The 23,668-nt window shown below is 68.5% G+C and carries 18 protein-coding genes; 7 read left to right on the top strand and 11 right to left on the bottom strand.

Going from position 1 to position 23,668, the window contains the following annotated elements; genetic code table 11:
- Window positions 1-93 precede the first annotated feature (93 nt).
- From hypF to FBT96_RS17680, 6 genes are all read right to left on the bottom strand, one after another.
- A complete protein-coding gene (hypF, locus tag FBT96_RS17705; protein ID WP_136909007.1) occupies window positions 94-2,313 on the bottom strand; it encodes a carbamoyltransferase HypF in 2,220 nt (739 codons plus the stop codon).
- Between the two features lie 54 nt (window positions 2,314-2,367).
- Complete coding sequence (locus FBT96_RS17700) at window positions 2,368-3,798, bottom strand: nickel-dependent hydrogenase large subunit (RefSeq protein ID WP_136909004.1); 1,431 nt, start codon at window positions 3,796-3,798, stop codon at window positions 2,368-2,370.
- A complete protein-coding gene (locus FBT96_RS17695) occupies window positions 3,795-4,793 on the bottom strand; it encodes an NADH-quinone oxidoreductase subunit B family protein (RefSeq protein ID WP_136909002.1) in 999 nt (332 codons plus the stop codon). The genes FBT96_RS17700 and FBT96_RS17695 overlap by 4 nt, the downstream gene beginning before the upstream one ends.
- A complete protein-coding gene (locus FBT96_RS17690; protein ID WP_136909000.1) occupies window positions 4,790-6,178 on the bottom strand; it encodes a sensor histidine kinase in 1,389 nt (462 codons plus the stop codon). The genes FBT96_RS17695 and FBT96_RS17690 overlap by 4 nt, the downstream gene beginning before the upstream one ends.
- Before the next feature lie 82 nt (window positions 6,179-6,260).
- The gene (locus tag FBT96_RS17685; protein ID WP_136908998.1) at window positions 6,261-6,806 is read right to left on the bottom strand and encodes a homospermidine synthase; all 546 of its coding nucleotides are present in this window, start codon (window positions 6,804-6,806) and stop codon (window positions 6,261-6,263) included.
- Window positions 6,788-8,269 (bottom strand): Ni/Fe hydrogenase subunit alpha, encoded by a 1,482-nt coding sequence (locus FBT96_RS17680; protein WP_249306554.1) that lies wholly within the window; start codon window positions 8,267-8,269, stop codon window positions 6,788-6,790. The genes FBT96_RS17685 and FBT96_RS17680 overlap by 19 nt, the downstream gene beginning before the upstream one ends.
- A 443-nt stretch (window positions 8,270-8,712) precedes the next feature.
- Here FBT96_RS17680 and FBT96_RS17675 point away from each other — a divergent pair, with 443 nt between their 5' ends.
- From FBT96_RS17675 to FBT96_RS17665, 3 genes are all read left to right on the top strand, one after another.
- Window positions 8,713-8,976, top strand: coding sequence for a hypothetical protein (locus FBT96_RS17675; RefSeq protein ID WP_136908994.1), 264 nt, complete (start codon window positions 8,713-8,715; stop codon window positions 8,974-8,976).
- Window positions 8,977-9,358: 382 nt separating this feature from the next.
- Window positions 9,359-11,299: a methyl-accepting chemotaxis protein gene (locus FBT96_RS17670; protein ID WP_136908992.1), complete on the top strand. Its 1,941-nt coding sequence runs from the start codon at window positions 9,359-9,361 to the stop codon at window positions 11,297-11,299.
- Window positions 11,300-11,485: 186 nt separating this feature from the next.
- The gene (locus FBT96_RS17665; protein WP_169583563.1) at window positions 11,486-13,828 is read left to right on the top strand and encodes a methyl-accepting chemotaxis protein; all 2,343 of its coding nucleotides are present in this window, start codon (window positions 11,486-11,488) and stop codon (window positions 13,826-13,828) included.
- Window positions 13,829-13,846: 18 nt separating this feature from the next.
- Here the strand turns inward: FBT96_RS17665 and FBT96_RS17660 are convergent, their stop codons facing one another.
- The gene (locus tag FBT96_RS17660; RefSeq protein ID WP_136908988.1) at window positions 13,847-14,548 is read right to left on the bottom strand and encodes an alpha/beta fold hydrolase; all 702 of its coding nucleotides are present in this window, start codon (window positions 14,546-14,548) and stop codon (window positions 13,847-13,849) included.
- Between the two features lie 123 nt (window positions 14,549-14,671).
- Entirely contained in the window at window positions 14,672-15,412 is a 741-nt protein-coding gene (locus FBT96_RS17655; RefSeq protein ID WP_136908986.1) for an alpha/beta fold hydrolase, read from the bottom strand.
- Between the two features lie 180 nt (window positions 15,413-15,592).
- Here FBT96_RS17655 and FBT96_RS17650 point away from each other — a divergent pair, with 180 nt between their 5' ends.
- The gene (locus FBT96_RS17650; RefSeq protein ID WP_136908984.1) at window positions 15,593-16,504 is read left to right on the top strand and encodes a DMT family transporter; all 912 of its coding nucleotides are present in this window, start codon (window positions 15,593-15,595) and stop codon (window positions 16,502-16,504) included.
- On the opposite strand, the gene FBT96_RS17645 is transcribed toward FBT96_RS17650, so the two are convergent.
- Window positions 16,455-17,126 (bottom strand): thiamine diphosphokinase, encoded by a 672-nt coding sequence (locus FBT96_RS17645; protein ID WP_136908982.1) that lies wholly within the window; start codon window positions 17,124-17,126, stop codon window positions 16,455-16,457. The genes FBT96_RS17650 and FBT96_RS17645 overlap by 50 nt on opposite strands.
- A 140-nt stretch (window positions 17,127-17,266) precedes the next feature.
- Between FBT96_RS17645 and FBT96_RS21075 the strand changes: the two genes are divergently transcribed.
- On the top strand, window positions 17,267-19,561 hold the full coding sequence (locus tag FBT96_RS21075) for a hypothetical protein (RefSeq protein WP_212635403.1): 2,295 nt from the start codon (window positions 17,267-17,269) through the stop codon (window positions 19,559-19,561).
- Between the two features lie 48 nt (window positions 19,562-19,609).
- Here FBT96_RS21075 and FBT96_RS17635 read toward each other — a convergent pair whose 3' ends face one another.
- Window positions 19,610-19,855, bottom strand: coding sequence for a DUF2842 domain-containing protein (locus FBT96_RS17635; protein WP_136908980.1), 246 nt, complete (start codon window positions 19,853-19,855; stop codon window positions 19,610-19,612).
- 4 nt (window positions 19,856-19,859) lie between these two features.
- Window positions 19,860-21,152 (bottom strand): adenylosuccinate synthase, encoded by a 1,293-nt coding sequence (locus FBT96_RS17630; RefSeq protein ID WP_136908978.1) that lies wholly within the window; start codon window positions 21,150-21,152, stop codon window positions 19,860-19,862.
- Between the two features lie 176 nt (window positions 21,153-21,328).
- Between FBT96_RS17630 and secG the strand changes: the two genes are divergently transcribed.
- Together secG and FBT96_RS17620 are read left to right on the top strand one after the other, a co-directional pair.
- Window positions 21,329-21,823, top strand: coding sequence for a preprotein translocase subunit SecG (gene secG, locus FBT96_RS17625; protein WP_136908976.1), 495 nt, complete (start codon window positions 21,329-21,331; stop codon window positions 21,821-21,823).
- Window positions 21,824-21,973: 150 nt separating this feature from the next.
- Window positions 21,974-23,617 (top strand): CTP synthase, encoded by a 1,644-nt coding sequence (locus FBT96_RS17620; RefSeq protein WP_136908974.1) that lies wholly within the window; start codon window positions 21,974-21,976, stop codon window positions 23,615-23,617.
- Window positions 23,618-23,668: the final 51 nt, after the last annotated feature.

Below are 23,668 nucleotides of genomic sequence, written 5' to 3'. Positions count from 1 at the left end.
TCGCAGAAAAATTTTTCCTTGCCTTTCAAGGGTGTGTGATTTTGTCACGTAAAAAATCCGAAAGGAATTTGATCGATTCCATTTCCACTTCGATCAGAAGCTTTCCAATTTTGCCACCGCGACAAGGGCCTGACCCAGCGCCAGCCCGCCATCGTTGGCCGGGATGCTGCACTGCGTCAGAATCCTTTGATCGGCAAGGCATTTTCGCGTCATGGTTGCAATTCTGGAATTCTGAAAGCAGCCCCCCGTCAATGCCACCGCCTCGGCCCGTCCGCTGTCGATCAGCTGCGCGGCCTGCGCGGCAAATGCCCGGGCCAGGCTGGCATGCAGCGCATAGGCCACACGGTCGGGGCGCTCGCCTGCCGCCAGAAGTTGAAACAGCGGCGCCGGGTCGATCGCCCCGTCGACGCAGGGCAGATCCAGCACCGGCCCGGTCTCGGCGGCCAGTGATTCCAGCCGCATCGCCGCCTCGCCCTCGTAGCTTTGGCGCATCGGACAGAGGCCGAGACAGGCGGCGACGGCATCGAACAGCCGCCCCGCCGAGGACGACAGCGGCGCGTTGATCGCCTTGGCCGCGATCTGACGCGCCAGATCGCGCGGCGCCTCGGGGAAAAGCCGGTCGGCCAGATCGGAAAGCCCCGCCGCATCAAGCCGCACCAGCGCATTGCGCCAGGGCTCGATCTGCGCCCGGTCGCCACCGATGAGGGGCGCGGGCCTCAGCCAGGCGATACGCTCGAAGCCCTTGTAATCGCCAAGCAAAAGTTCGCCGCCCCAGACCGTGTCCTCGGGGCCGAGGCCAAGCCCATCCAGCACGATCGCCGCCACCTTGCCGCCGTCCCGCGGCCAGAGGTTTTCGCCCAGGCAGGCGGCCAGATGGGCGTGGTGGTGCTGCACCGCGATCAAGGGAACGCCCAGCGCCCCGGCCCGGGCGGCGCCGTGGCGGCTGGCGCGGAAATCGGGGTGCAGATCGACCGCCACCGCCTGCGGATGATGATCGAAAAGGGCGGCACAATCGGCATCGGCCTGCAAGAACGCCTCCCAGGTCAGGGCCTCGTCCAACTCGCCCAGATGCTGGCTCAAAAGCGCCTGCCCGTTCTTGATCAGGCAAATGGCCGCCTTCATCTGGCCGCCGCAAGCCAAGACGGGGGGCGCGGTCTCGAACCCCGGCGGCAGCGGCACCGTCCCCGGCACCTGCCCGCGCGCCCGGCGCAGCACCATCGGCGGATCGGCCCGCACGACCGAGTCATCCAGCCGCCGGGCGATGGCGCGGTCATGCATCAGGAAGGCATCGGCAAAGGCGGAAAGCGTGTCCCGCGCCTCCGCGTTGCCGATCACCTGCGGCGCGCCCGAGAGGTTTCCGCTGGTCATCACCAGCACGCCGCCAAAGGCATCCAGCAACAGGTGATGCAGCGGCGTGGAGGGCAGCATCACCCCCAGCTCGGCCACGCCGGGGGCGACGGTCTCGGGCAGCGCGCCGCGGCCGGGCATCAGCACGATCGGCGCCGCGGGGTCGCGCAGCGCCGCAAGGGCCGCGGGGCTGACCGAAACGATGCGGTCCAGATCACCTTCGCGCGCCATCAAGGCAAAGGGCTTCGCCGGGCGACGCTTGCGCGCCCGCAACCGGTCGACGGCTTCGGCATTGACCGCATCGCAGGCCAGATGAAAGCCGCCAAGCCCTTTCACCGCAAGGATTTCCCCGGCCTTAAGCCGCGCGGCCGCGATGGCGATGGCCTCCCCCGCGATCTCGATGCCCCCGGCCTCCAGCCAGAGCCGCGGCCCGCAATCGGGGCAAGCGATGGGTTGCGCGTGAAAGCGCCGGTCGGCGGGGTCTTCGTATTCGGCCCGACAGGCCGGGCACATCGCAAAGGGCGCCATCGTCGTGCGGGCGCGGTCATAGGGCAGACCTTCCAGGATGGTGAAGCGCGGCCCGCAATGGGTGCAGTTGGTGAAAGCATAGCCGCGCCGCCGCCCCTCTCCCCGGATTTCCGCCAGACAGGCCGGACAGGTGGCGGCATCGGGCGTCACCCGCGTCTCGGCCCCCGCCCCGCCCGAGGCGACGATCCGAAACCCTTCGGACAGATCGGCAAAGACCGCCGCCGCGACCTCGACCGCATCGACCCGCGCCAAGGGCGGCGCCTGATCCCGCAAGGCCGCGGCGAAATCGCCCAAATCCCCCGCGACCCGGATCAGCACCCCCTCGGCATCGTTCAGCACCACCCCGCGCAGCCCGCGCGCCTGCGCCAATTGCCAGACGAAGGGCCGGAACCCCACGCCTTGCACCTGTCCGCGCACCCTGATCTGCCAAGCCTGCATTTTCTTCTTGGTCCCAATACGCTGGGGGTCTGGGGGCAAAGCCCCCAGCCGGTTTCAATGCACGGTGCACACCATGCAGGGATCGAAACTGCGCACGATATGCTGCACGGCGACCGGGCTGTCCTCGCCCGGTTCGACCGGGGCGCCGACCAGCGCCGCCTCCAGCGGCCCGGGCACGCCCCGCGCATCGCGGGGGGAAAAGTTCCAGGTCGTCGGCGCGATGATCTGATAGGACGCAATCTTGCCGCCCTCGATGCGCAGCCAATGCCCCAGGCTTCCCCGCGCCGCCTCGACCAGCCCGGCGCCCGCGCCCGCCTCGGGCATCCGCCCCTGCACCATGAAGACCGCCCCGGGATCGAGCGCCGCGGCCCAGCCCTCCATCAGGATCTGCGTGCGGGCCAGTTCCAGCAGCCGCCCCGCCACCCGCGCCAGCACGCCGCCCCCCGCCAGCTGCACCGCCAGCGGATGGCCGTCGATCAGCTGCCGCGCAAGCGCCCCCACCTCGACCGGCTGCCCGCCCAGCCGCGGCGCCTTGCACCAGCTGTAGGCGCCCGCGCGCATCGTCTCGTCGGGGCGGGTGACGCCGTCAAAGGGATGCGCGCTGCCGCCCAGCATCCAGGAATGGCTGAGGTCTTCGGCAATCGTCGTCATGTCGGGCGCCGTGACCGCGCCCGCCTGCCAAAGACCGGGGGCGAAGCCATGCCCCTCGGCCAGCGGATAGGCGCCGAAACTCAGATAGCGCCCGGCGCCGCGGCCCAACGCGTCAAGCTTCAGATCGGTGGCGATTTCCACAAAAAGCCCGGCATCGCCGCGATCCCAGCGCAGCAGATCGGCAACCGATGCAAGGCCCGCGAAATCCTCCAGCCGCCCGCCGAAAACCTGCGTTTCCAGATGCTTGCGAAACATCCGCAGCTCGGTCTGAATGCGCAGCACCTCGCGCGGGCCGGGGGTGCGGGTGACGCCGCCCGGTTGCAGCGCCAATGTGTGCGGCCATTTCCCGGCCACCAGCCCCAGAATGTGCATCAGCCCCGAACGCGCCGCAATCGCCGCCCGGGCCGCCTGCCCCTCGATCGCGGCAAAGCGCGCGACGGCGCGCGGATACCACGGCCGGGCGGCGTAACAGGGCCGGGTGAAATCGGGCATGAAGAACAGGTTGAAATGCACCAGATGGTCCGAGACGTTCTCGACCGCGTGGATCAGCGCGGCGAGCATCGCGCCCTGCCCGGTCGGCGCCAGCCCCATCGCCGCGCCCAGCGCCCGCGCCGCGGCGGCCGATTGCGAGATCGAGCAGATGCCGCAGATCCGCGGCGTCAGCGTCAGCGCGTCGCTGGGGGCGCGGCCCTCCAGCATGCGCTCGAAGCCGCGGTAAAGCGGGCTGTTGACCCGGGCCGCGGCCACCCGGCCCTCGGCCAGATCGAGATGCACTTCCAGATCGCCCTCGACCCGGTTGAACGGGCCGACGACCAGCCGCGGCGTGTCGCTCATCGCCGCCCCCCGGGTTTGCGGATCGTCGGCGGCACCGTCACGCGCGGGGCCACCGCGTTTTTCGCGATCCGCTCGGGCGTGGCGGCCTTTGACAGCGAGGCCAGCGCCATGAACCAGGCCTTCGGCATGTCGGCGGGAAGCCCGACCGGGATGCCCGCGACCTTCGGGGTTTCGGTGAAAGGGTGGCGGGGTTCCTCGAACTCGGGCGCGGTGCAGGCGATGCAGGGATAGCCGCCGCGAGTGCAGGACCCCTCGCCGTTCCAGGGCCGGATGTTGCAATCGCCCACGGCTTGCGTGCCGACGCAGCCCAGATGTTCCATCATGCAGCCCAGATCGGAAAGCTGCAGCGCCGAGGCCTTGTATTCATAGAATTCGTTGCGTGGGCAGCCATGATGCACCAGATGTTGCGCATAGAACAGCGGTCGGCCCAGCGCATCCAGATCCGCCGCGGACAGTTGCCCGCGGGCCAGCAGCATCAGCGTTTCGGTGACCCAGCCCGGATGGGTCGGACAGCCCGCGATATTGACCACGGGCAGGCCCGCCCGGCCGCGGAACTCGGCCGCCAGCACCCCGCCCGGATGCGCGCCCTCATAGGCCAGCCCGACCGCATCCGACGGGTTCCCCCCGGCCGAGGTCACGCCGCCATAAGCGGCACAAGACCCCACCGCCACCACATGCCCCGCCAGCGGCGCCAGCGCCCGCACCCAGTCGAGCATCGCGCGCCCGGTGCCCGAAAGCATCTGGAACCGCCCGGTGCCCATCGGCCCGCGGGCGATCGCGCCCTCGATGGCCAGACAATCCAGCGCGATCTCTCCGGCCTCGATCGCCTGCAAAAGCTGCCGCACCTCTCCGCCCGTGGCGAGGCTGAGCGCCGGATGCCACAGGAACTCCACGCCCGCCGTCGCCAAAGTGTCGATCAGATCGGGGGCCTCGGCGCAAAGCGCCGACATCGTGCAGCCGCCGCAGCCCGCCGCCTGCAACCACAGAACCTTCATGCGGGCGCCCCCGCCAAGGCCAGATCGAAGCCGAAACAGGCGCCGCCAAGCGGGTTTTCGGGCAAAAGCCGGAGCCGCCCGCCATGTTCCTCGACGATCTTCGCGCTGATCGACAGGCCAAGCCCGGTGCCCTTGCCGACATCCTTGGTGGTGAAGAACGGGTCGAAAATCGTCGGCGCCACCTCCTCGGGCACGCCCGGCCCGGTGTCGGAGACGACAAGTTCGCCCCGCCCGCCCGCGATCCGCGCCTCGATGCGGATGCGGCCGTCCTGAAAATCACCCATCGCATCAAGGGCGTTTTGCACCAGATTCATCACCACCTGCTGAATATGACCCGGCCGCCCGATCACCTCGAGCGTGGCAAGGCCGGTGAAATCGACCGCCACCGCGGTTTTCGAGCCGCGCCGCACCCAATCCGCCGCCACCCCGGCGGTGGCGACCAGATCGAAGGCCACCTGCGCGCCGGTGCCCTCCGAAGAAAGGCGGCGCAGATCCTCGACGATGGCGCGCACCCGCTCGGCGCCGTCGCGGGCGCCGTCGATCGCGGTGCGCAGATTGCCGACCTCGCGTTCCAGTTTCAGGCTCTCGCGCAGCGCCACCAGCTCTTCGCGCGAGGCGCCCGCCTGCACCGCGGCGAAATAGGTCTCGAATTTCGCGGCATAGCGTTCCATCGCATGAGCATTGGCGTAAACGAAGGAAATCGGGTTGTTCAGCTCATGCGCCACCCCCGCCAGCAGACGGCCAAGCGAGGCGAGCTTTTCATTGCGCACCAGCTGCGCCTGTGCCGCGATCAGCGCCGCATGCGAGCGTTCCAGCTCGAAATAGGCCTGGCGCAATTCCCCCAGCGGACGGCCGGTCAGCACATAGCCGATCAGCCGGTCGCGGTCGTCCAGCCGCGGGCTGACGGAAAGTTCCAGCGGCGCGGGGCCGTTCGGGCCCAGCAGCGCCGCCTCGATCGTGACCGGGGCACGGCGGTTCGCCGCCTCGGCCAGCACGCGATCCAGCCGCGGCCCCGAGGCCGGATCGAACAGCGCGGACAAGGGCCGCCCCTGCCAGACCCCCGCCCCCTGCCCGGTCAGCGCCTCGACCGAGGCCGAGGTGCCCAGCACCTCCCCCGCGCGCGAGGCGACGATCAGCGCATCCGAAACCGAGGCGAAGATCGAGCCGAGATAGGAGCGCAGGTCTTCCAACTCGTGGTTCTGCCGCTCCAGCCGTTCCTGATAATCGACAAGTTCCGCATAGGTGCGATCGACGGCCGAAAGCACGTCGACCCAGACCGCATCACCCGCCGCGTGACCGGGCAGAAGACCGGCCAGAGCGGCCGGTTCGAAACGGGGCGGACTGTCCTTGAGGGACGGACTGTCCTTGACGGGCGGTCGGGGCATGGCGCGGCTCCGGTGGGGGCTGCGTCAGCATATCGGGCCCGAAGCCCCGCGCAAGGGGAGAGCCGGTCCCGCCCCTGCGGGCTCACTCGGCGGCCGAGCGGCGCGCGTCGCTGCCGGGGAACAGATCCTCGGCCGGGCCGGTCAGCGCCGCCTGCCAGCGGTCGATCCCGGGCCAGGACAGCAGCGGGATCAGAAACCCCCAGGCCTCTGCCAGATGGGCGCGGGCCGTGGCGCTGAGACCTTCCTCCAGCGCGAAGCTTTCGCCGCGCAGACACAGCACGAAGGCGGGCGGCGGCTCGTCATGCATGACCTGGCGATAGGCTTCCAGAACCCCCTCGGGACCGATGCCAAGGCTGGTCGAGGGCCCGAGGAAGCGGCGCGGCACCGCCTGCACGAAGGCGAAGGGCGCGGGCGTGCCCATCCCCGCATCGATGAACAGCGCCAGATCCTGGCCCACCAGATCAAGCGCATGTTCGACCTGCAGCTGCACATCCTCGATCAGGGTGATGTGGCTCCAGCCCGCCATCGCGATGCGCGCGGCCAGCCGCGGCCCCAGCGCGTCATCGCCGCGGCTTTCGTTGCCCCAGGCAAAGACGACCAGACGCGGCCCTAGGATCGAACGCAGCATGATACCCCCCCGTCCGCGCCCCGGCGCAGCCCCGAAACGACCGCCCCCGCGGCATCGATCAGCTCGACCGACAGCGGCATCTGCCCCAGCGCATGGGCGGCACAGGACAGGCAGGGGTCAAAGGCGCGGATCGCCACCTCGATATGGGCCAGCAGATCCTCGGTGACGCTGCGGCCGTCGCAATATTGCGCCGCCACCCCCTGCAGCGCCGCATTCATCGCCCGGCTGTTGTTGCGGGTGGACAAAAGCAGCGTGCAGCGGCGGACCCGCTCGGCCTCGTCGACCTCGTAGCATTGCAAAAGCGTGCCGCGCGGCGCCTCGATCACGCCGACGGCCTCGCGCTGCGGCGCGCCGCGGTCGGCCATCAGATCGGCGCCCAAAAGGTCGGGATCGTCCAGAAGGTCGCGGATCAGCTCGGCCGCATGCAGCAGTTCGACCAGCCGCGCGCCGTGATGGAACACCGATCCGTGCAACGGCTTCCCGTCCGCGGGGGCAAGAAGCCGTTGCCGTTCGGTCTCGGCCATCTCGGAGGTCAGAAGGTCGCAGACCTGCAAACGCGCCAGCGGTCCGACGCGATACCAGCCCGTTTCCGGGCCCAGCGCGCGCAGATGCGGACCGCCCGGGCCGGAGGGCTCGGCCAGAACGCCGCGATAGGCCGCGGCGGGAATGGCGTCGAACAGCGCCCCCCCCCGGGCATCGCGGGCCCGCAGCTGGCCATCGTAGAAATCCACCGCGCCAGACGGCCCGACCAGCGCCAGCAGGTTGCCGTCACCCGCGCCGAGATGGTCGTAAAACGCCGGGTTGGTGCCATGCAGCCGTTCCAGCACCCGCAGCGCGCCCACCGCCCAGTCGATCACCTGATCGACATCGGCGCGCAGCTGATCGCGGGCCTCGCGCGCCAGCCGGCGCCGCATCCCCCCGGGCACCGCCCCGGCGCCGCGCAACCGCCCGCCGGTGATCGCCCGCACCACCTCCTGCCCGAAGCGGCGCATCAGCACACCCTCGGTCGCCAGCTGCGGAAAGGCGCGCGCGACATCGACCAGACCGCGCCGGGCGGGCTCGCTGTCGAAGCCCAGAAGCAGATCCGGCTCGGCCAGATGGTAAAGCTGCACCGCATGGCTTTGCACGATCTGGCCGTATTGCATCAGCCGCCGCAGCTTTTCCGCCGTGGGGGTCAGCCGGTCATAGCCCGCGATCCGGTCCATCGCCTTGACCGCGGCCAGATGATGGCTGACCGGACACAGACCGCACAGCCGCTGCACCGCCTCGGGGATGTCGGCGATCGCGCGGCCCTCAAGAAAGGTCTCGACGCCGCAATGCTCCAGAAGCTGCAACTGCACCTGCTGCATCTGTCCGCGCGCATCGAGCCGGATCGTGACCCTGCCCTGCCCCTCGCGTTCGGGGGCGGGGGCGGGGACGGGGCAGACCGGCCGGGCCGCCGCATCGACCGGGATCGGCGGCATCCGGGAACTGGGAGCAGTCTTGAGGGCAAGCATCGGGGCACTCAGCGGCAGCAGGCAGGCGGCGGGCCCGCGGGTCGACGGAACAGAATCAGCAGAGCACAGGGCACGGAACCGGGTGCCGAGGTTTGGCCGAGGATCATGGAGAGGTCAGGCACGATCGCCGCGGATCCTGGGGTCGGCGCGGGATTTCTCCCGGTCTCGACGCGATGGTTCGGGGGCCATGTGTCCGACCCTGACCCCGCCGTCATCTTCCAAGATCTGCAGCCCTCCGCGGCCCGAACCCCTCCATCCTCCACCCTTCCCTTGGGATGGATCAAAATTGCGACAGCAGGCCGGGCGGGTCAAACGAAATGCCCGCTGCCCCCCGAAAGCTTTTCGACGTGCTTGCCAAAAGCTTTCCGGGACGGCGGCGGCGGCGGCCCGGTGGCGCGGAGCGTTGCGGCATGATTGCTGACCATAATCCCGACCAGATTCCCCGCCACAACGACGCCAAACCGGAATGCCGGGCATTTTCCCGCCATTTCGCGCCGACATCCGGCATCGATCCGACCGCCTTCGACATCATATGCGCCCCATCCGGCCCGACACCTGCGCAAAAAACGCCGTCCGAGGCCAAAAACAGCAGATCAGCGCGGCAAGGCGCGCCAGAAAAGGGCCACTTCGGCCCCTTGCGGTGGTGCGAAAATCGACGCGGCAGGCCCCTCTGAGGACGATTTCCAGCCTCGAAACCGCGGTCAAATCCGCGCCCGGCCCGGCTTTGCCGCCGCGCCGGGATGGCCAGGAAAACGTGCTGCGATCAAAAACATTCCAGCGTTGCGAAAAAACGGAAACCCGCTTTCCACTCGATGTTTTTGCGGGGGTTTTCCCTGCTTCCGGGGCCTTTCCCCGCCCGCCGCGGCGCTTCGGGCGCGACGCGGCGGCGGCCCCCCACGCCTGCCGGATGTATCGACTTGAGCTAAAACAAATCCAGAACCGTAAGGGAAAATTGACAGTTGGGTGTCAGACTGAAGGCTCCACTCCGGCCCCGTTTCCCATCTTGTCGTGTACCGTGCCTGGCCAGGCTTTCACCTTCCCAGACTCCAAGGCCCCATGAAAAACAAATTCTTCGGAATCTCCGCCCGCATCTATGCGATCGTGGCCCTTGCCGCCCTCTCGCTGATCATCCTGTCCGAAACGCTTGTGCGTTTTGCGGTCTCGAACGCCTATGAGATGCGCGAACAGCACCTCAGCGACGTCACCGACACCGCCATCGGCATTCTGATCGATCTGGAGGCGCAGGTGCAGGCGGGCACGCTTTCCCCCGACCAGGCCCGTGCCGAGGGCGCCCGGCGCCTGACCGCGCTGCGCTTCGACAAATCCGGCTATTTCTACGTGCTCGACCACGAGGCGGTGATGCTGGTGCATCCGACGATGCCCGACTGGATCGGCAAATCGCAGATCGGCTTCACCGATCCCTACGGCAAGAAGATCTTCGTCGAGATGATCAAGATCGCCGAGACCGCGGGCAGCGGCGAGGTGCATTACCATTTCAAGAAGCCCAACAGCAACGACACGCCCGAGGAAAAGATCGGCTTCGTGCGCGACTTCGCGCCCTGGGGCTGGATCGTCGGCACCGGCTCTTATGTCACCGACATCACCGCGGCGCTGGCGCATCTGCGCAACGCCTCGCTGATCGCGATGGCGGTGGCGCTGGTGGCGCTGGGCGGGGCGGCGACGGCGCTGGCGCGCACGGTCACCGGGCCGTTCGGCGCCGTGAATGACCGGATGCGGCAGATGACCGGCGGCGATACCGAGAGCCCGGTCCCCTGCACCACCGCGCGCGGCGAAGTGGGCGAGATGGCGCAGGCGCTGGAAGTGTTCCGGGCCTCGCTGGCGGAAAAGGCGGAGCTGGAGCGGCAACGCCGCGCCCAAGAGACCGAGATCGCCAAGGCCGAGGCCCAGGCCCGCGACCGCGAAGAGGCGCTGCGCCGCCGCGAACAGGAGGCAGAGGCGGAATTGCAGCGCGCCGAAGCCGCCCGCCAAAGCGAGCGCGAGGCGGAACGCCAGCGCACCGAGGCCGAACGCGAAGCGCAGATGCGCGAGCAGATGAATATCGTCTCGGCGCTGGCGCAGGGCCTGCAGGCGCTTTCGGCGGGCGATCTGACGGCGCGGATCACCGAGACCTTCCCCCCCGCCTACGAAGGTTTGCGCAATGATTTCAACGGCGCCATCGACAAGGTCGCGGGGCTGATCGCCTCGATCGTGCAGACGACCGAGGTGGTCGAGACCGAAGCGGGCCAGCTTGGCTCGGCCTCGATGGAGCTGGGGCGGCGCACCGAAACCCAGGCCGCCTCGCTCGAGGAGACGGCGGCGGCGATGAACGAGATGGCGGCCTCGGTCGCGCAATCGGTCGAGGGGGCGCGCTCTGCGGCGCAGGCGGTGAACCGCACCCGCGCCACCACCGCCACCGGCCGCGAGGTCGTGCGGCAGACGCAACGGGCGATGGACGACATCGCGCAAAGCTCCGACAAGATCTCGCGCATCACCCATGTGATCGACGATATCGCCTTCCAGACCAACCTTCTGGCGCTGAACGCCGGGGTCGAGGCGGCGCGGGCGGGCGAAACGGGCCGCGGCTTCGCCGTCGTCGCCTCCGAGGTGCGGGCACTGGCGCAACGCTCGTCCGAAGCCGCGCGCGAGATCGCCGCCTTGATCGACACCTCGTCGCGACAGGTCGCCGCAGGGGTGGATCTGGCGGCACGGTCGGACACGGCGCTGGGCGAGATCGAGACGCTGGTCACCGAGCTGGACGGGCTGCTGGACGGGATCGCCAGTGCCGCGGCCGAGCAATCCTCCGGCATCTCCGAGGTGACGGCGGCGGTGAACCAGCTCGATCAGGTGACGCAGCACAACGCCGCGATGTTCGAGGAAAATTCGGCCGCGACACAGGGTCTTTTGCACGAGGCGCGCACGCTCAAGGAGTTCAGCGCCGTCTTCCGCATCGCCGGCCGGTCGGGCGGTTCTGTCTGGGACCAGCGGATGGCGGGCTGACCGCCCCCCCGTTCCGGCGCCAAGCGCCCCGGCCGCAGGGCCGGGGTTTGCATGCCGCCCCGCCGCATCTTCCCCCACCCGATCCCCGGCGCAGAGAAAGATACAAGTTTACCAATCTGCGCGGGGCTTCACCTGCCCTTAATCCCTTTCGCCGATTTTGCGGAAGCGATCTTTCGGAGCAACCGCATGGCACGCGCAGGTATATCCCGCAGCTTTTTGTCCTATCTGGTCCGCATGGGCCTCGTCATCGTCGTCTGCACGGCGGCGGTCTTCGCAACCGTGTTCTATTCCGCGCTCGTCGACCGCAGGGCCGAACAGCAAAGTCTGAAGATTTCGCAACTGAGCGCGGACCTGGCCACGCTGGAGCGCACTCTGGCTTCGGCGCGCGACACCGAGGCGAAGTTCCGCATCGACCGCAAGGAATCGCGGATCACGGATCACGCGCAGCAGATCGCGCAGGCATCGGCCCAGCTGAAGACGCTGATGGCGCACGAAACCGACATGAACCTCGTCGAAAGCGCCGCCCGCGCCGGTGGGCTGCAGGATCTGCTCGACGGCTACGAGGAAAGCTTCGCGATTTTTGCCGATACCCGGGTGGTTCTGGGGCTCGATGCGGATTCCGGGCTTGAGGGGCAGTTGCGCGCCGCCGTGCATGCCGCCGAAAAGATGGTGGCCGCGCTTGCCCTGCCGAAGGTCGAGGTGACGTTGCTGAAGATGCGACGCGCCGAAAAAGACTTCATCATGCGTCTCGATCCGAAATACATCGAAAAGCTCGACAAGGAAATCGAGACCTTCAAATCCTATCCCGAAACGATGTTCGTCTCGCCGCAACACCGGGAGCGGACGCTGGCGAAGCTGACGGAATATCAGGACGCCTTCCACCAATATGCCGATCTTGCGCGGCAGGTCGACGCGATCACCCGCGCCTGCGACGACAGTTATGACGCGATGCCGCTGGCGCTTGCCGCGCTGCGCGACGGTCTTGCGGCCGATGTCCGGCAGATGACGGCGACGACCGATGCGGCGAAGATGCGCGGCTACATTCTGATGCTTCTGGCGGGCGGGATCGGGATGCTGGTGCTCGGGGTCTCGGCCGTGCGGCTATTCCGCGCCACGGTGACGCCGTTGCGCGCGGTGACGCTGGCGGTGCAGGAGCTGGCCGAGGGGCGCACGGACATCACCGTCCCCGACGCCCGGGTCAGCGAAGTGCGCTCGATCGGGGCGGCGCTCGAAAGCTTCCGGACCACGATCCTTGATCGCCAGCGGCTCGAGGCGGAAAGTGCCGCCGCCGCCGAGCGCGCGGCGCAGGCCCGGATCGCGACCGCCGCGCAGGAACGCGCCGAGATGGCGGAACGGGCCCGTCAGGCCGAGGCCGAACGCGCCGCCGCCGCCGCCGCCCAGGCGCGCGAACATGCCGCGGCCGAGGAGATCGCCGCCGTGGTGGCCGCCTGTGCCGAGGGCGATTTTTCGCGCCGGCTGCGCACCGACGACAAGACCGGCGTCTTCGCCGATCTCTGCGCCGGGATGAACCGGATCGGCGAGGCGGCGGACGACGGGCTGACCGCCGTGCGGGTGGCGTTGGAACGCCTTGCCGCGCGCGATCTGACCCACCGCATGCCCACCCGTTTCCACGGCATCTTCGCCGAGATTGCGGAGACGATGAACCGCACCACCGAAAGCCTGACCGGCACGCTGGGCGACATTTCGGTTTCCGCGACCGCCGTCGACACCTCGGCACGCGAGATCGCCGGGGCGGCCGACGATCTGGCGCGACGGTCGGAACGCAACGCGGCGATGCTGGAACAGACCGCTTCGGCGCTGGAACAGATGTCGGCCACGGTTCGTTCGGCGGCGAATTCGGCGCAGACCGCCCGCAGCGCGGTGACCGAAATCTCGAGCCGCGCCGGGGCCGGGCATCAGGTGGTGTCGCGGGCGGTTTCGGCGATGGACGAGATCAAGGCTTCGTCCGAGGCGATCGGGCGCATCCTGCAGGTGATCGACGACATCGCCTTCCAGACCAACCTTCTGGCGCTGAACGCCGGGGTGGAAGCCGCGCGGGCGGGCGATGCGGGGCGCGGCTTTGCCGTCGTCGCGTCGGAGGTGCGGGCGCTGGCACAGCGGTCTTCGGAAGCCGCGCGCGAGATCGCCCGGCTGATCGAGACCGCGTCGAGCAACGTCAACCGCGGCGTCGGGCTGGTGCATGATTCCGGTCAAGCGCTGCGCGAAATTGTTGCCGGGGTCGAGGATGTGGCGCAAAAGATCGCCGAGATCGTCACCGCCTCGCAGGAGACCGCGACCGGGATCACCGAGATCTCGAATGCGACGACGGAACTCGACCGCACGACGCAGCAAAACGCCGCCGTCTTCGAGGAGACCAATGCCGCGGTGCGCTCGTTGCAGGGCGAGGCGACGGCGCTGGCCGAGGCCGTGGCGACCTTCCAGCTGCAGCGCGAGGAGACCTGGGCGCCGCGCCCGCCGGTGGTCGAGGCCCCCCGCCCGGCGCTGTTCGTGTCGCGCCGCAGCGCCTGAGACCGCCCGCCCGGGCGGTCAGCGCGGCGCGTCGAGCCAGTCGCGCAGCGCCTCGGAGACGAAAAGCGGCTGTTCGAGCGGCGCCAGATGACCGGCGCCGGGGATCAGCCGGAACGTCGCCTGCGGCATGAGTTCCGCCAGGAATTCATGCCGCCGCGGCGGGCAGATCGTGTCGTATTCGCCGCACATCAGCAAACTCCGCACCCGCAGGCTGCGCAGCGCGCGCTGCTGATCGGGGCGGCGCATCAGGGCGCGGGACTGGCTGGTGAACACCTCGGGGCCAAGCGTTCCGGCCATGTCCAGAAGCATCGCCTGCACCTCGGCCCGGCCCTCGCCCGGGGCCAGCGCGGCGGCGGGGATTTCTTCCAGCATCACCTCGTCCAGACGCCCGGTGCGGGCGCGGATGATCCGCGGCTCGCGGCTGGCCGCCTGGGCCGGGGTCTCGGCCAGCGGCGAGACGTCGATCAGCGCCAGCCCCGAGACCCGTTCGGGCAGCCGACGCGCCACCTCCATCGCGACCAGCCCGCCCAGCCAATGCCCGACCAGCGCGAAGCGCGGCGGCGCGACCGCAAGGACACGCTCGGCCATCTCCTCGACCGTCGCGCCGGAAAGCGGCACGGCGATCACCGGACGATCGGCCGAAAAGGCAATGATCTGATGCCAGTAGAGCCGCGCATCACACATGAAGCCCGGCAGGAAGATCAACGGATCGGCAGACATGCTCACCCCAGCAACGCGCGGTTTCGCGCTTTTTGCCCTAGGTAGCGCGAAGGGGGGGCGGGGGAAAACCCCCCTCGCGCAAAGGTTAGCGCCCCGGATCTGGCCCGGATCCGCGCCCGGGGCTCAGATCGGCGCGATCTCGTCGATCGCCGCCTTGATCAGCGCCAGATTGTCGGGGGCCGAGAAATTGTGATCCGCGCCCTTCACCAGCGTCAGCCGGATATCGGGGCCCGCGGCATGGTGGAAGAGCTTCACCGCCCAGTCCGGCGGCACGGCGCGGTCTTCGGAGCCCTGCAAAAGCCGCGTCGGGAAGGGCAGCGACAGGGGGCTGCGCAGCACGAAATGATCGCGGCCGTCGACGATGAACTTGCGGCTGATGCGGTAGGGCACCGGGCCGCCGTGGTGCAGGTCCAGATAGCCCTGGTCCATCAGCAAGGCCTGCTGCTCGGGCGAGAAGCTGGCCCAATAGCCGTCCTCGGTGAAATCGGCGGCGGCCGCGATCGTCACCAGACCCGCGACCTTCTCCGGGCAGTCGCGCGCCAGCAACAGCGCCAGCCAGCCCCCCATCGAGGAGCCGACCAGCACCTGCGGCCCCTCTGCCAGGTTCAAAAGCACCGAGCGCGCGTCCTGATACCATTCGGCGATCGAGGTTTCGGCATAAACGCCCGAGGATTGCCCGTGCCCCGCGCAATCGAAGCGCAGGAAACCGCGGCCGGTGTCCGCCGCCCAGGCGTCGAGCGCCGTCGCCTTGGTGCCGGTCATGTCGGAATGCAGCCCGTGCAGGAACATCACCCCCGGCCCCTTGCCCGAACGGCGGTCATAGGCGATGCGGCGGCCCTCGGGGCTGTCGAAGAAATCGGTCATGGCACTCTCCTGTGACTGCGGGCCTGTAACGGCGGGCCTGCACCTGCGGCCCTGAAGCTTCGGGCCAGCCTAATCCGCAAGCCCGCCCCGCCTCAACCCGGCAATGCGGATCGCGGCAAATCGCCCGCAACCCGTCGTTTTCAGGATGGACGCCCCCTGCCCCGCAGGCTAGGCGAAAGCATGAGCCATCAAGACCGTATCCTGCCCGGCATCCTTCTGATGCTTGGCTTTTGCATCATCGCGCCGCTGATCGACGTCGCCTCGAAACTGGCGGCGCAGGCGGTGCCCGTCGGCACCGTCACGCTGGGCCGCTATGTCGCGCAGCTGCTGTTGATGGTGCCGATCGTCGCGCTTCTGGGCCATCCCTGGGGCATGAGCCGGCGGGCGCTGGCGCTGACCTTTGCGCGCGCCGCGGTCTCGGTGCTCTCGACCTATTCCTTTGTCGCCGCCGTGCAGCACATGCCGATCGCCGATGCGCTGGCCATCGCCTTTGTCGAGCCTTTCGTGATCCTGTTCATCGGCCGCTTCGTCATGAAAGAAGAGGTCGGGCCGCGCCGGATCGGCGCCTCGGTCGTGGGCTTCATCGGCGCGCTGTTCGTGATCCAGCCCTCGTTCGCGGTCTTTGGCGTCATCGCGCTGTATCCGCTGGGCACGGCGGTCGGTTTCGCGCTTTACATCCTGCTGACCCGGGCGCTGTCGCGCCACATGCATCCGGTGCCGATGAACCTGCACACCGCCTGGGCCGCCATCGTGATCCTGATCCCGATTCTCGCCCTTGGCGGCCAGATCGACCTTGGCCAGATGCGCTTCGAGGCGCCCGAGGGGATCTTCTGGCTCTGGTGTTTCTGCGTCGGGCTGGCCTCGACCGTCAGCCACATGTCGATGAGCTATGCGCTGAAATACGCCCCCTCCTCGACGCTGGCGCCGCTTCACTACTTCGAGATGCTGACCGCGACGCTGTTCGGCTATCTGGTGTTCGGCGATTTCCCGAATGCGCTGACCTGGGTCGGCATCGGCATCATCACCGCCTCGGGGCTTTACATCATCCACCGCGAACGTCTGGCGGCAAAAGCGCGTGCAGCACAGGCGTAAGCCGGTCCTTCGGCAGCAGCACCAGCATCGGGCCGTCGATCTCGATCGTCACCGGGCCTGTCACCTCGTTCGAGGTGCCGGTGCGGCTGTCGGGCGCGAACTGCAGCCCGTCGATCGGCCAGCGCAGCCCGGTCGAACGCCCGGACACCGGCCCCATCGGATGCAGCGAGACCCGCGTGCCCGGCGGCAGATCAAGGCAGAGCCGCGGCGGGGCGCGAAAGATCACTTCGTCCTCGGCGATCAGGATCACGATCTGCTCGGGCCGCGTGGTCAGTTCGGTCAGCGCCGCCAGGGTGTGATCCAGCCGCAGCCCGGTGAAACCAAGGCACAGATAGAACCGCGCCGCGACCAGCCGCAGGCATTTGCCGAAATCGGTGCTGTCCTGCTCGGCCACCGGATACAGCCGCCCGGCCAGCGCCGCCCGGCCCGCCGCCGAGAGGCTGTCCATGTCGCCGATCACCGCCGCAGGCGTCAGACCAAGCGCCAGGGCCCGGTCGGCGCCGCCATCGGCCGCCACCAGCACCGGCGCGATCGTCAACGAATTGGCAACATCCGCGGCCGAGGCGATTCCCCCGCCCAGCAGCGTGACCCCGCCTTCACAATGGACAATTTCCGCATTCATGGCATGATTGATGATGATTAAGGCAAAGCCATGCAACCGATATCGCTAAAATTCCCTGCATTTGCCCTTTTTCGTTCACCGGAAAGCACCAGTTCCCAAGGATGGTGAACGCAATGAGGTTCAGGAGAGGCGAAACGCCCATGGTTGGAGCGAGCAAGATCTTAACCGTCTCCTACGGCACCTTCTCGTGCACGCTGGAGGGGTTCGACGAACCCTTCACGACGATGAAGGCGATTGCGGAATATTTCCGCGATCTGGCCGCGGAAGACCGGTATTTTGGCGCCGAGCCGCCGCAGCCCGATGCCGAGATGCTGCATCGCATCGCCGAGCGCGAAATGGCGCGGCGGGTGGATGCGAAGATCGAAAAGAACAGCGTGGTCTTGCGGCCGGGCGCTGCGGCGACGCCGGAACCGGCGCCCGCCGTGGTGGCGATGCCCGCCGTGGTGCAGGTTGCGGTGACGCCGGTGGGGCCCGCCGCCACGGCGCCCGAGGGTGTCGGCGATCCGATCAGCGAATCGGTGGCGGCGAAGCTGCAGCGCATCCGCTCGGCGGTGGCGCAGGCGCGCGCGGCACAGGGCACGGCCGAACCCGAGCCGGATCTTGCCGCGCCCCCGCAAGCCGCCCCCGCCGTCGCGCCCGATCCTGCGCCCGAAACCGCAGCCGAGCCGATCGCCGCGCCGGAAGAATTCGGCTTTGCGCTGGATATCTCCGGCCCGCTGCGCGCGGACGAATTGAACCCCGAGGACCGGCAGGACATCCTCCCCGACCCGGCCCTTGAGGATGAAGACGAGGACGAGGCCCCCGGCCCGGGCGGCAGCATGGACCCCGAGAAGATCGAGCGCATGCGCCGCCGCGCCGAACGCCGCGCCGCCCGTCTGATGCAGGCCGAAGCGCCCGGCGACACCGGGGCGGCGTCTGCGCCGCTCCCGGAGGCCGGGACGGTCCCGGTGCCCGCCGCCGAAGCGATGGCGCCGGTGATGGACGCGCCCGAAACGGCGCCCGCCGAAGCGGCCGCCCCCGCCTTGCCCGAGGCGCCGCGTCCGGTGATCCGGGCCCGGGTGATCAAGCTGCGCCGCGCCGAGCCGCCGGCCGCCCCGGCGCCCGCAGCCGCCCCCCCGGCCGAGGCAGAAGCAGAACCCGCCGAAGACATCGACCGGATGCTGGCCTCGGTCGCGGCGACGATGGCCGAAGCCTCTGCCCCCGAAAGCCCGGCCGCGCCGGAACCGGCGGCCCTGAGCCCCGAGGCGGAAGACGAGCTGATGGCGGAACTGGCCGCGCTGACGGAAAATCTGGGCGATGTCGATTGGGGCATCGAGGGCTGGAGCGCCGAAAGCCCCGCTGCGGCGCCCGAAATCGCAACCGAAGCCGAGGTCGACGCCGAAGCCGCCCCGGAGCCCGTCGCGACGGATTCTGCGACCGAGGTTGCGACCGAAGCTGCGGCAGAGCCGGAGGTGGAGATCGAGGCGCTGGTGGTCGAACTCGACCCCGAACCGGAAGAGGAAGCGCCCGCCGCCGCGGTTTCCGCAGCGGCAGCTTCGGCTCCGGCAAGGCCCGAAATCGATCTGGATGCGCTTTTTGCCGAAGACCCGCCGGATCGGGCCGCGATCGCCGCCGCCCTCTCCGAAGAGCTGCCCCCCGGGGGCGTCGACCGGCGCAAACATCCGGCCGAGCCGCTGATCCTGCCGCCGCGCCCGGTCGCGAAAGCGCCGCCCCTGCCCGAGGGCGACCTGCCGCGGCTGCTGGAAAAGGCCGATGCGCAGATGGCAGGCAACGAGAACCGGCGCCGGATTTCGGCGATCGCGCATCTCAAGGCCGCCGTGGCCGCCACCGTGGCCGAACGCCGGGCTGGCACCGAAGAGGTGCAAAAGGACGAAACCGCGCCCTATCGGCAGGATCTGACCCAGGCGGTGCGGCCGCGCCGTCCGGTGTTGCCCGCGGTCGGCGAAAGCCATCATCAGACCGCCGCCCGTCCCGAAGCCCGTCCCGCGCCGCTGGTGCTGGTCTCCGAGCAGCGCGTCGACCGCGCCCCCGCCGAGGCCGTCGCCAAGGCGCAGGCGGTCCGTCCGCGCCGGATCGTCGCCGCGACCCTGGCGCAGGGAACCGCCGCCGAGGCCGAGACGGACGAGGAAACCGAGGTGCCGCTGAGCCCCGAGGAAGCCTCGAGCTTTGCCGAATTCGCGCAAAGCCGGGCGCCGCAGGGTCTGGCCGAGCTGCTGGAAGCCGCCGCCGCCTATACCGCGCAGGTCGAGGGGCGGCCGCATTTCTCGCCGCCGCAGATCATGAGCAAGGTCACCGCGATCGGTGACGCCAGCTTCAGCCGCGAAGACCGGCTGCGGATGTTCGGAACCTTGTTGCGTCAGGGGAAGATCGCCAAGGTGAAGCGCGGCCAATACGCGATCACCGAGGCGAGCCGGTTCTATCAGGCCCGCGCCTGAGCCACCGGACGACGCGATGCGGAAACGGAGGGGCTTGCCCCTCCGTTTTCATTTCTGCTCAGGCGGTTGCGCGTCCGGGTCGGGTTTGCCGACGCCGATGAAGACGGGCTTCATCGGCACGATCCAGAGAAATCCCAGCCCGACATAGACCAGCACCGATCCCCACCACGGCAAAACGCCCCAGCGCGCCTCGGCCCAGGCCACGGCGGAGACCGCCACGACGATATAGGCCGGAAGGCCGACGACCAGAACGAACAGCGCCAGACGGCGGCGGGTCTTGTAGGGGATCGGCACGGGCTCAATCCTCGAAGGGGTCGGTCACAAGGATGGTGTCATCCCGCTCGGGCGAGGTCGAGAGCATCGCCACCGGGCATTGGATCAGCTCTTCGATGCGGCGGACATATTTCACCGCGGCGCCGGGCAGATCGTTCCACGACCGCGCGCCCTGCGTGCTTTCCGACCAGCCGTCCAGTTCCTCGTAGATCGGTTTCGCCTTCGCCTGCAGCGCGGCTTGCGTCGGCAGATAGTCGTAGCGCACGCCCTCGACATCGTAGGCGACGCAGATCTTCAGTTTCTCGAACCCGTCGAGCACGTCGAGCTTGGTCAGCGCGATGCCCTTCATGCCGGAAATCGCGCAGGTCTGGCGCACCAGCACCGCATCGAACCAGCCGCAGCGGCGCTTGCGTCCGGTGACGGTGCCGAATTCATGGCCGCGCGTGCCCAGACGCTCGCCGTCGTCATCTTTCAGCTCGGTCGGGAACGGGCCTTCGCCCACCCGGGTCGTGTAGGCCTTGACGATGCCGAGCGAATAATCGACCGCATTCGGGCCAAGGCCCACCCCCGTCGCCGCCTGCCCCGCGATCACGTTCGAGGAGGTGACGAAGGGATAGGTGCCGAAATCGATATCGAGCAGCGAGCCCTGCGCGCCCTCGAACAGGATGCGCTTGCCCGCCTTGCGCAGCTCGTTCAGGACTTTCCAGACCGGCTTGGCATATTGCAGGATTTCGGGCGCGATGGCGCGCAGATCGGCCAGCACCGCCTCGCGGTCGATCGGGCCAAGGCCCAGCCCGGCGCGCAGCGCGTTGTGGTGCACGAGCGCGCGATCGACGCGCAGCTGCAGCGTTTCATCATCGGCCAGATCGGCGACACGGATGACCCGACGGCCCACCTTGTCTTCATAGCACGGCCCGATGCCGCGGCCGGTGGTGCCGATCTTGGCGACCGCGGCATGGGCTTCGCGGGCCCGGTCAAGTTCGCCGTGGAACGGCATGATCAGCGGCGTGTTTTCCGCGATCATCAGGTTGTCGGGATTGATCTCGACGCCCTGTTCGCGGATCGCCGCCACTTCCTTGACCAGATGCCAGGGGTCGAGCACGACACCATTGCCGATCACCGAGAGCTTGCCGCCGCGCACGACGCCCGAGGGCAGCGCGTTCAGCTTGTAGACCTTGCCGCCGATGACGAGCGTGTGGCCCGCATTGTGGCCGCCCTGAAAGCGGGCGATCACGTCGGCCCGTTCCGAGAGCCAGTCGACGATCTTGCCCTTGCCTTCGTCGCCCCATTGGGCGCCGACAACCACCACGTTGGCCATTCGCATTCTCCGCAGGTCTGAAAACCGCGCGACATATAGCGGGGTGAACGCCCGGGGGAAACCGATTTTTCGCGGCAAGGACGCCGCCCGGCCCGGCAGCGGCAGAAAACCGGGTTGCGCGCCGAGGCCCAAGCGCCTAGATAGGCGCGTCGAATGAAAAAAGGCGCGCCTCCCTCATGGAAAACGTCCAAAACGTCATCCTCGTCGTCCACCTCGTGCTGGCGCTCCTCCTCATCGGGGTGGTGCTGCTGCAGCGCTCGGAAGGTGGCGGCCTTGGCATGGGCGGCGGTGGCGGCGGCGGCGTGATGACCGGACGGCAGGCGGCCAATGCGCTGACCAAGCTGACCTGGATCTTCGCGATCGGCTTTCTGGCCACCTCGATCACCCTGACCGTGCTGTCGGCCCGGGCGGGCAAGGGAACCTCGGTCATCGACATCACCCCGGCTGAAACGCCCGCTGCGCCGGAAAGCACCGGCACTTCGCCGCTGATTTCGGCCCCGCCGCCCTCGACCGATGAGCCGGTCGTGCCGCCGGTGGCGCCGCCCGCGGCAACCGAGGCCCCGGCTCCGACCGAAGCACCCGCCCCGGCTCCGGCCGAAGCGCCTGCGTCGGGCATGCCCGTGCTGCCGGGGGGCGTCTCGCCCTATAGCCAGGCGCCGGCCTCGAACTGAGCCCACAAGCGCTGGGCGTTCGGCTCTTAGTTTACTCCAAGTCTTGCGGTCTGGTTGCGGGCAGGCTGCGAATCGTGTATCAGTCAAATCCCGTGGTTCCGGTCGATCCCGACCGGAACAAGCCTTTATTTTGCTTGTCACGGGGGTCTCATGGCGCGTTATGTCTTCATCACCGGGGGCGTGGTTTCCTCGCTGGGCAAGGGGCTGGCTTCGGCCGCTCTGGGTGCCCTTCTGCAGGCCCGCGGCTTCTCGGTGCGACTGCGCAAACTCGACCCTTACCTGAACGTCGATCCGGGCACGATGTCGCCGTTCGAACACGGCGAGGTCTTCGTCACCGATGACGGCGCGGAAACCGATCTCGATCTGGGCCACTATGAACGCTTCACCGGCGTCAGCGCCCGCAAGACGGATTCGGTCTCCTCGGGGCGGATCTATTCGAACGTGCTGGAGAAAGAGCGCCGCGGCGCCTACCTGGGCAAAACGATCCAGGTGATCCCCCACGTCACCAATGAAATCAAGGACTTCATTGCCGTCGGCGATGACGAGGTCGATTTCATGCTCTGCGAGATCGGCGGCACCGTCGGCGATATCGAGGGCCTGCCCTTCTTCGAGGCGATCCGGCAATTCGCGCAGGAACGGCCGCGCGGACAATGCATCTTCATGCACCTGACGCTGCTGCCCTATCTGGCGGCCTCGGGCGAGCTGAAGACGAAACCGACGCAGCATTCGGTCAAGGAGCTGCGCTCGATCGGGCTGCAGCCCGACGTGCTGGTGTGCCGGTCGGAACATCCGATCCCGGACAAGGAACGCGCGAAGATCGCGCTCTTTTGCAACGTGCGGCCTGACAGCGTGATCCCGGCCTATGACCTGCGCTCGATCTACGAGGCGCCCTTGGCCTATCACCGCGCCGGGCTGGATCAGGCGGTCTTGAACGCCTTCGGCATCTCGCCCGCGCCGCGGCCCGACATGAGCCGCTGGGAAGACGTGATGGACCGGCTGACCCATGCCGAGGGCGAGGTCCGCGTCGCCATCGTCGGCAAATATGTGCAGCTGGAAGACGCCTACAAGTCGATCGCCGAGGCGCTGACGCATGGCGGCATGGCGAACCGGGTGCGGGTGAAGGCGGAATGGATCGACGCGGAAATCTTCGAACGCGAAGACCCGGCGCCGCATCTGGAGCCCTTCCATGCGATCCTGGTGCCCGGCGGCTTCGGCGAGCGCGGCACCGAGGGCAAGATCCGCGCGGCGCAATTCGCGCGGGAAAAGGGCGTGCCTTATCTCGGCATCTGCCTCGGCATGCAGATGGCGGTGATCGAGGCCGCGCGGAACATGGCGGGGCTGACGAATGCGGGCTCCGAGGAATTCGACCATGAGGCGGGCGAAAAGCGTTTCACGCCCGTGGTTTACCACCTCAAGGAATGGGTGCAGGGCAACCACCGGGTGGAGCGGAAACTGACCGACGACAAGGGCGGCACGATGCGGCTGGGCGCCTATTCGGCGCATCTGACGGCGGGCTCGAAAGTGGCCGAGGTTTACGGCAAGACCGAGATCGAGGAACGCCACCGCCACCGTTACGAGGTCGACATCACCTATCGCGAAGCGCTGGAAAACTGCGGTCTGGTGTTCTCGGGGATGAGCCCGGACGGCCGTCTGCCCGAGATCGTCGAGCACAAGGACCATCCGTGGTTCATCGGCGTGCAGTTCCACCCGGAGCTGAAGTCGAAACCCTTCGCGCCGCATCCGCTGTTCGCCGGTTTCGTGAAAGCCGCGCTGGCGCAAAGCCGTCTGGTCTGAAACTGTTGCGCCCGCTGTCGCGGGCGCCCCAAAGGGGGGCTCTGCCCCCCT

The sequence above is a fragment of the Rhodobacter capsulatus genome (genome assembly GCF_005144475.1).
GTDB lineage: Bacteria > Pseudomonadota > Alphaproteobacteria > Rhodobacterales > Rhodobacteraceae > Rhodobacter > Rhodobacter capsulatus_C.
The sequence above is the reverse complement of the archived record's forward strand: the minus strand, read 5'-3'. Positions and strand labels throughout refer to the sequence as shown.

Bases quoted from the DNA above. Each gene is read 5' to 3' on its own strand.
- FBT96_RS17650 (WP_136908984.1), top strand. From the start codon at position 15,593: ATGAGCCATCAAGACCGTATCCTGCCCGGCATCCTTCTGATGCTTGGC.
- FBT96_RS17630 (WP_136908978.1), bottom strand. From the start codon at position 21,152: ATGGCCAACGTGGTGGTTGTCGGCGCCCAATGGGGCGACGAAGGCAAG.
- FBT96_RS21075 (WP_212635403.1), top strand. From the start codon at position 17,267: ATGGTTGGAGCGAGCAAGATCTTAACCGTCTCCTACGGCACCTTCTCG.
- FBT96_RS17645 (WP_136908982.1), bottom strand. From the start codon at position 17,126: ATGAATGCGGAAATTGTCCATTGTGAAGGCGGGGTCACGCTGCTGGGC.
- FBT96_RS17695 (WP_136909002.1), bottom strand. From the start codon at position 4,793: ATGAAGGTTCTGTGGTTGCAGGCGGCGGGCTGCGGCGGCTGCACGATG.
- FBT96_RS17680 (WP_249306554.1), bottom strand. From the start codon at position 8,269: ATGCCGCCGATCCCGGTCGATGCGGCGGCCCGGCCGGTCTGCCCCGTC.
- FBT96_RS17670 (WP_136908992.1), top strand. From the start codon at position 9,359: ATGAAAAACAAATTCTTCGGAATCTCCGCCCGCATCTATGCGATCGTG.
- secG (WP_136908976.1), top strand. From the start codon at position 21,329: ATGGAAAACGTCCAAAACGTCATCCTCGTCGTCCACCTCGTGCTGGCG.
- FBT96_RS17620 (WP_136908974.1), top strand. From the start codon at position 21,974: ATGGCGCGTTATGTCTTCATCACCGGGGGCGTGGTTTCCTCGCTGGGC.
- FBT96_RS17685 (WP_136908998.1), bottom strand. From the start codon at position 6,806: ATGCTGCGTTCGATCCTAGGGCCGCGTCTGGTCGTCTTTGCCTGGGGC.
- FBT96_RS17690 (WP_136909000.1), bottom strand. From the start codon at position 6,178: ATGCCCCGACCGCCCGTCAAGGACAGTCCGTCCCTCAAGGACAGTCCG.
- FBT96_RS17660 (WP_136908988.1), bottom strand. From the start codon at position 14,548: ATGTCTGCCGATCCGTTGATCTTCCTGCCGGGCTTCATGTGTGATGCG.
- hypF (WP_136909007.1), bottom strand. From the start codon at position 2,313: ATGCAGGCTTGGCAGATCAGGGTGCGCGGACAGGTGCAAGGCGTGGGG.
- FBT96_RS17700 (WP_136909004.1), bottom strand. From the start codon at position 3,798: ATGAGCGACACGCCGCGGCTGGTCGTCGGCCCGTTCAACCGGGTCGAG.
- FBT96_RS17665 (WP_169583563.1), top strand. From the start codon at position 11,486: ATGGCACGCGCAGGTATATCCCGCAGCTTTTTGTCCTATCTGGTCCGC.
- FBT96_RS17655 (WP_136908986.1), bottom strand. From the start codon at position 15,412: ATGACCGATTTCTTCGACAGCCCCGAGGGCCGCCGCATCGCCTATGAC.
- FBT96_RS17675 (WP_136908994.1), top strand. From the start codon at position 8,713: ATGATTGCTGACCATAATCCCGACCAGATTCCCCGCCACAACGACGCC.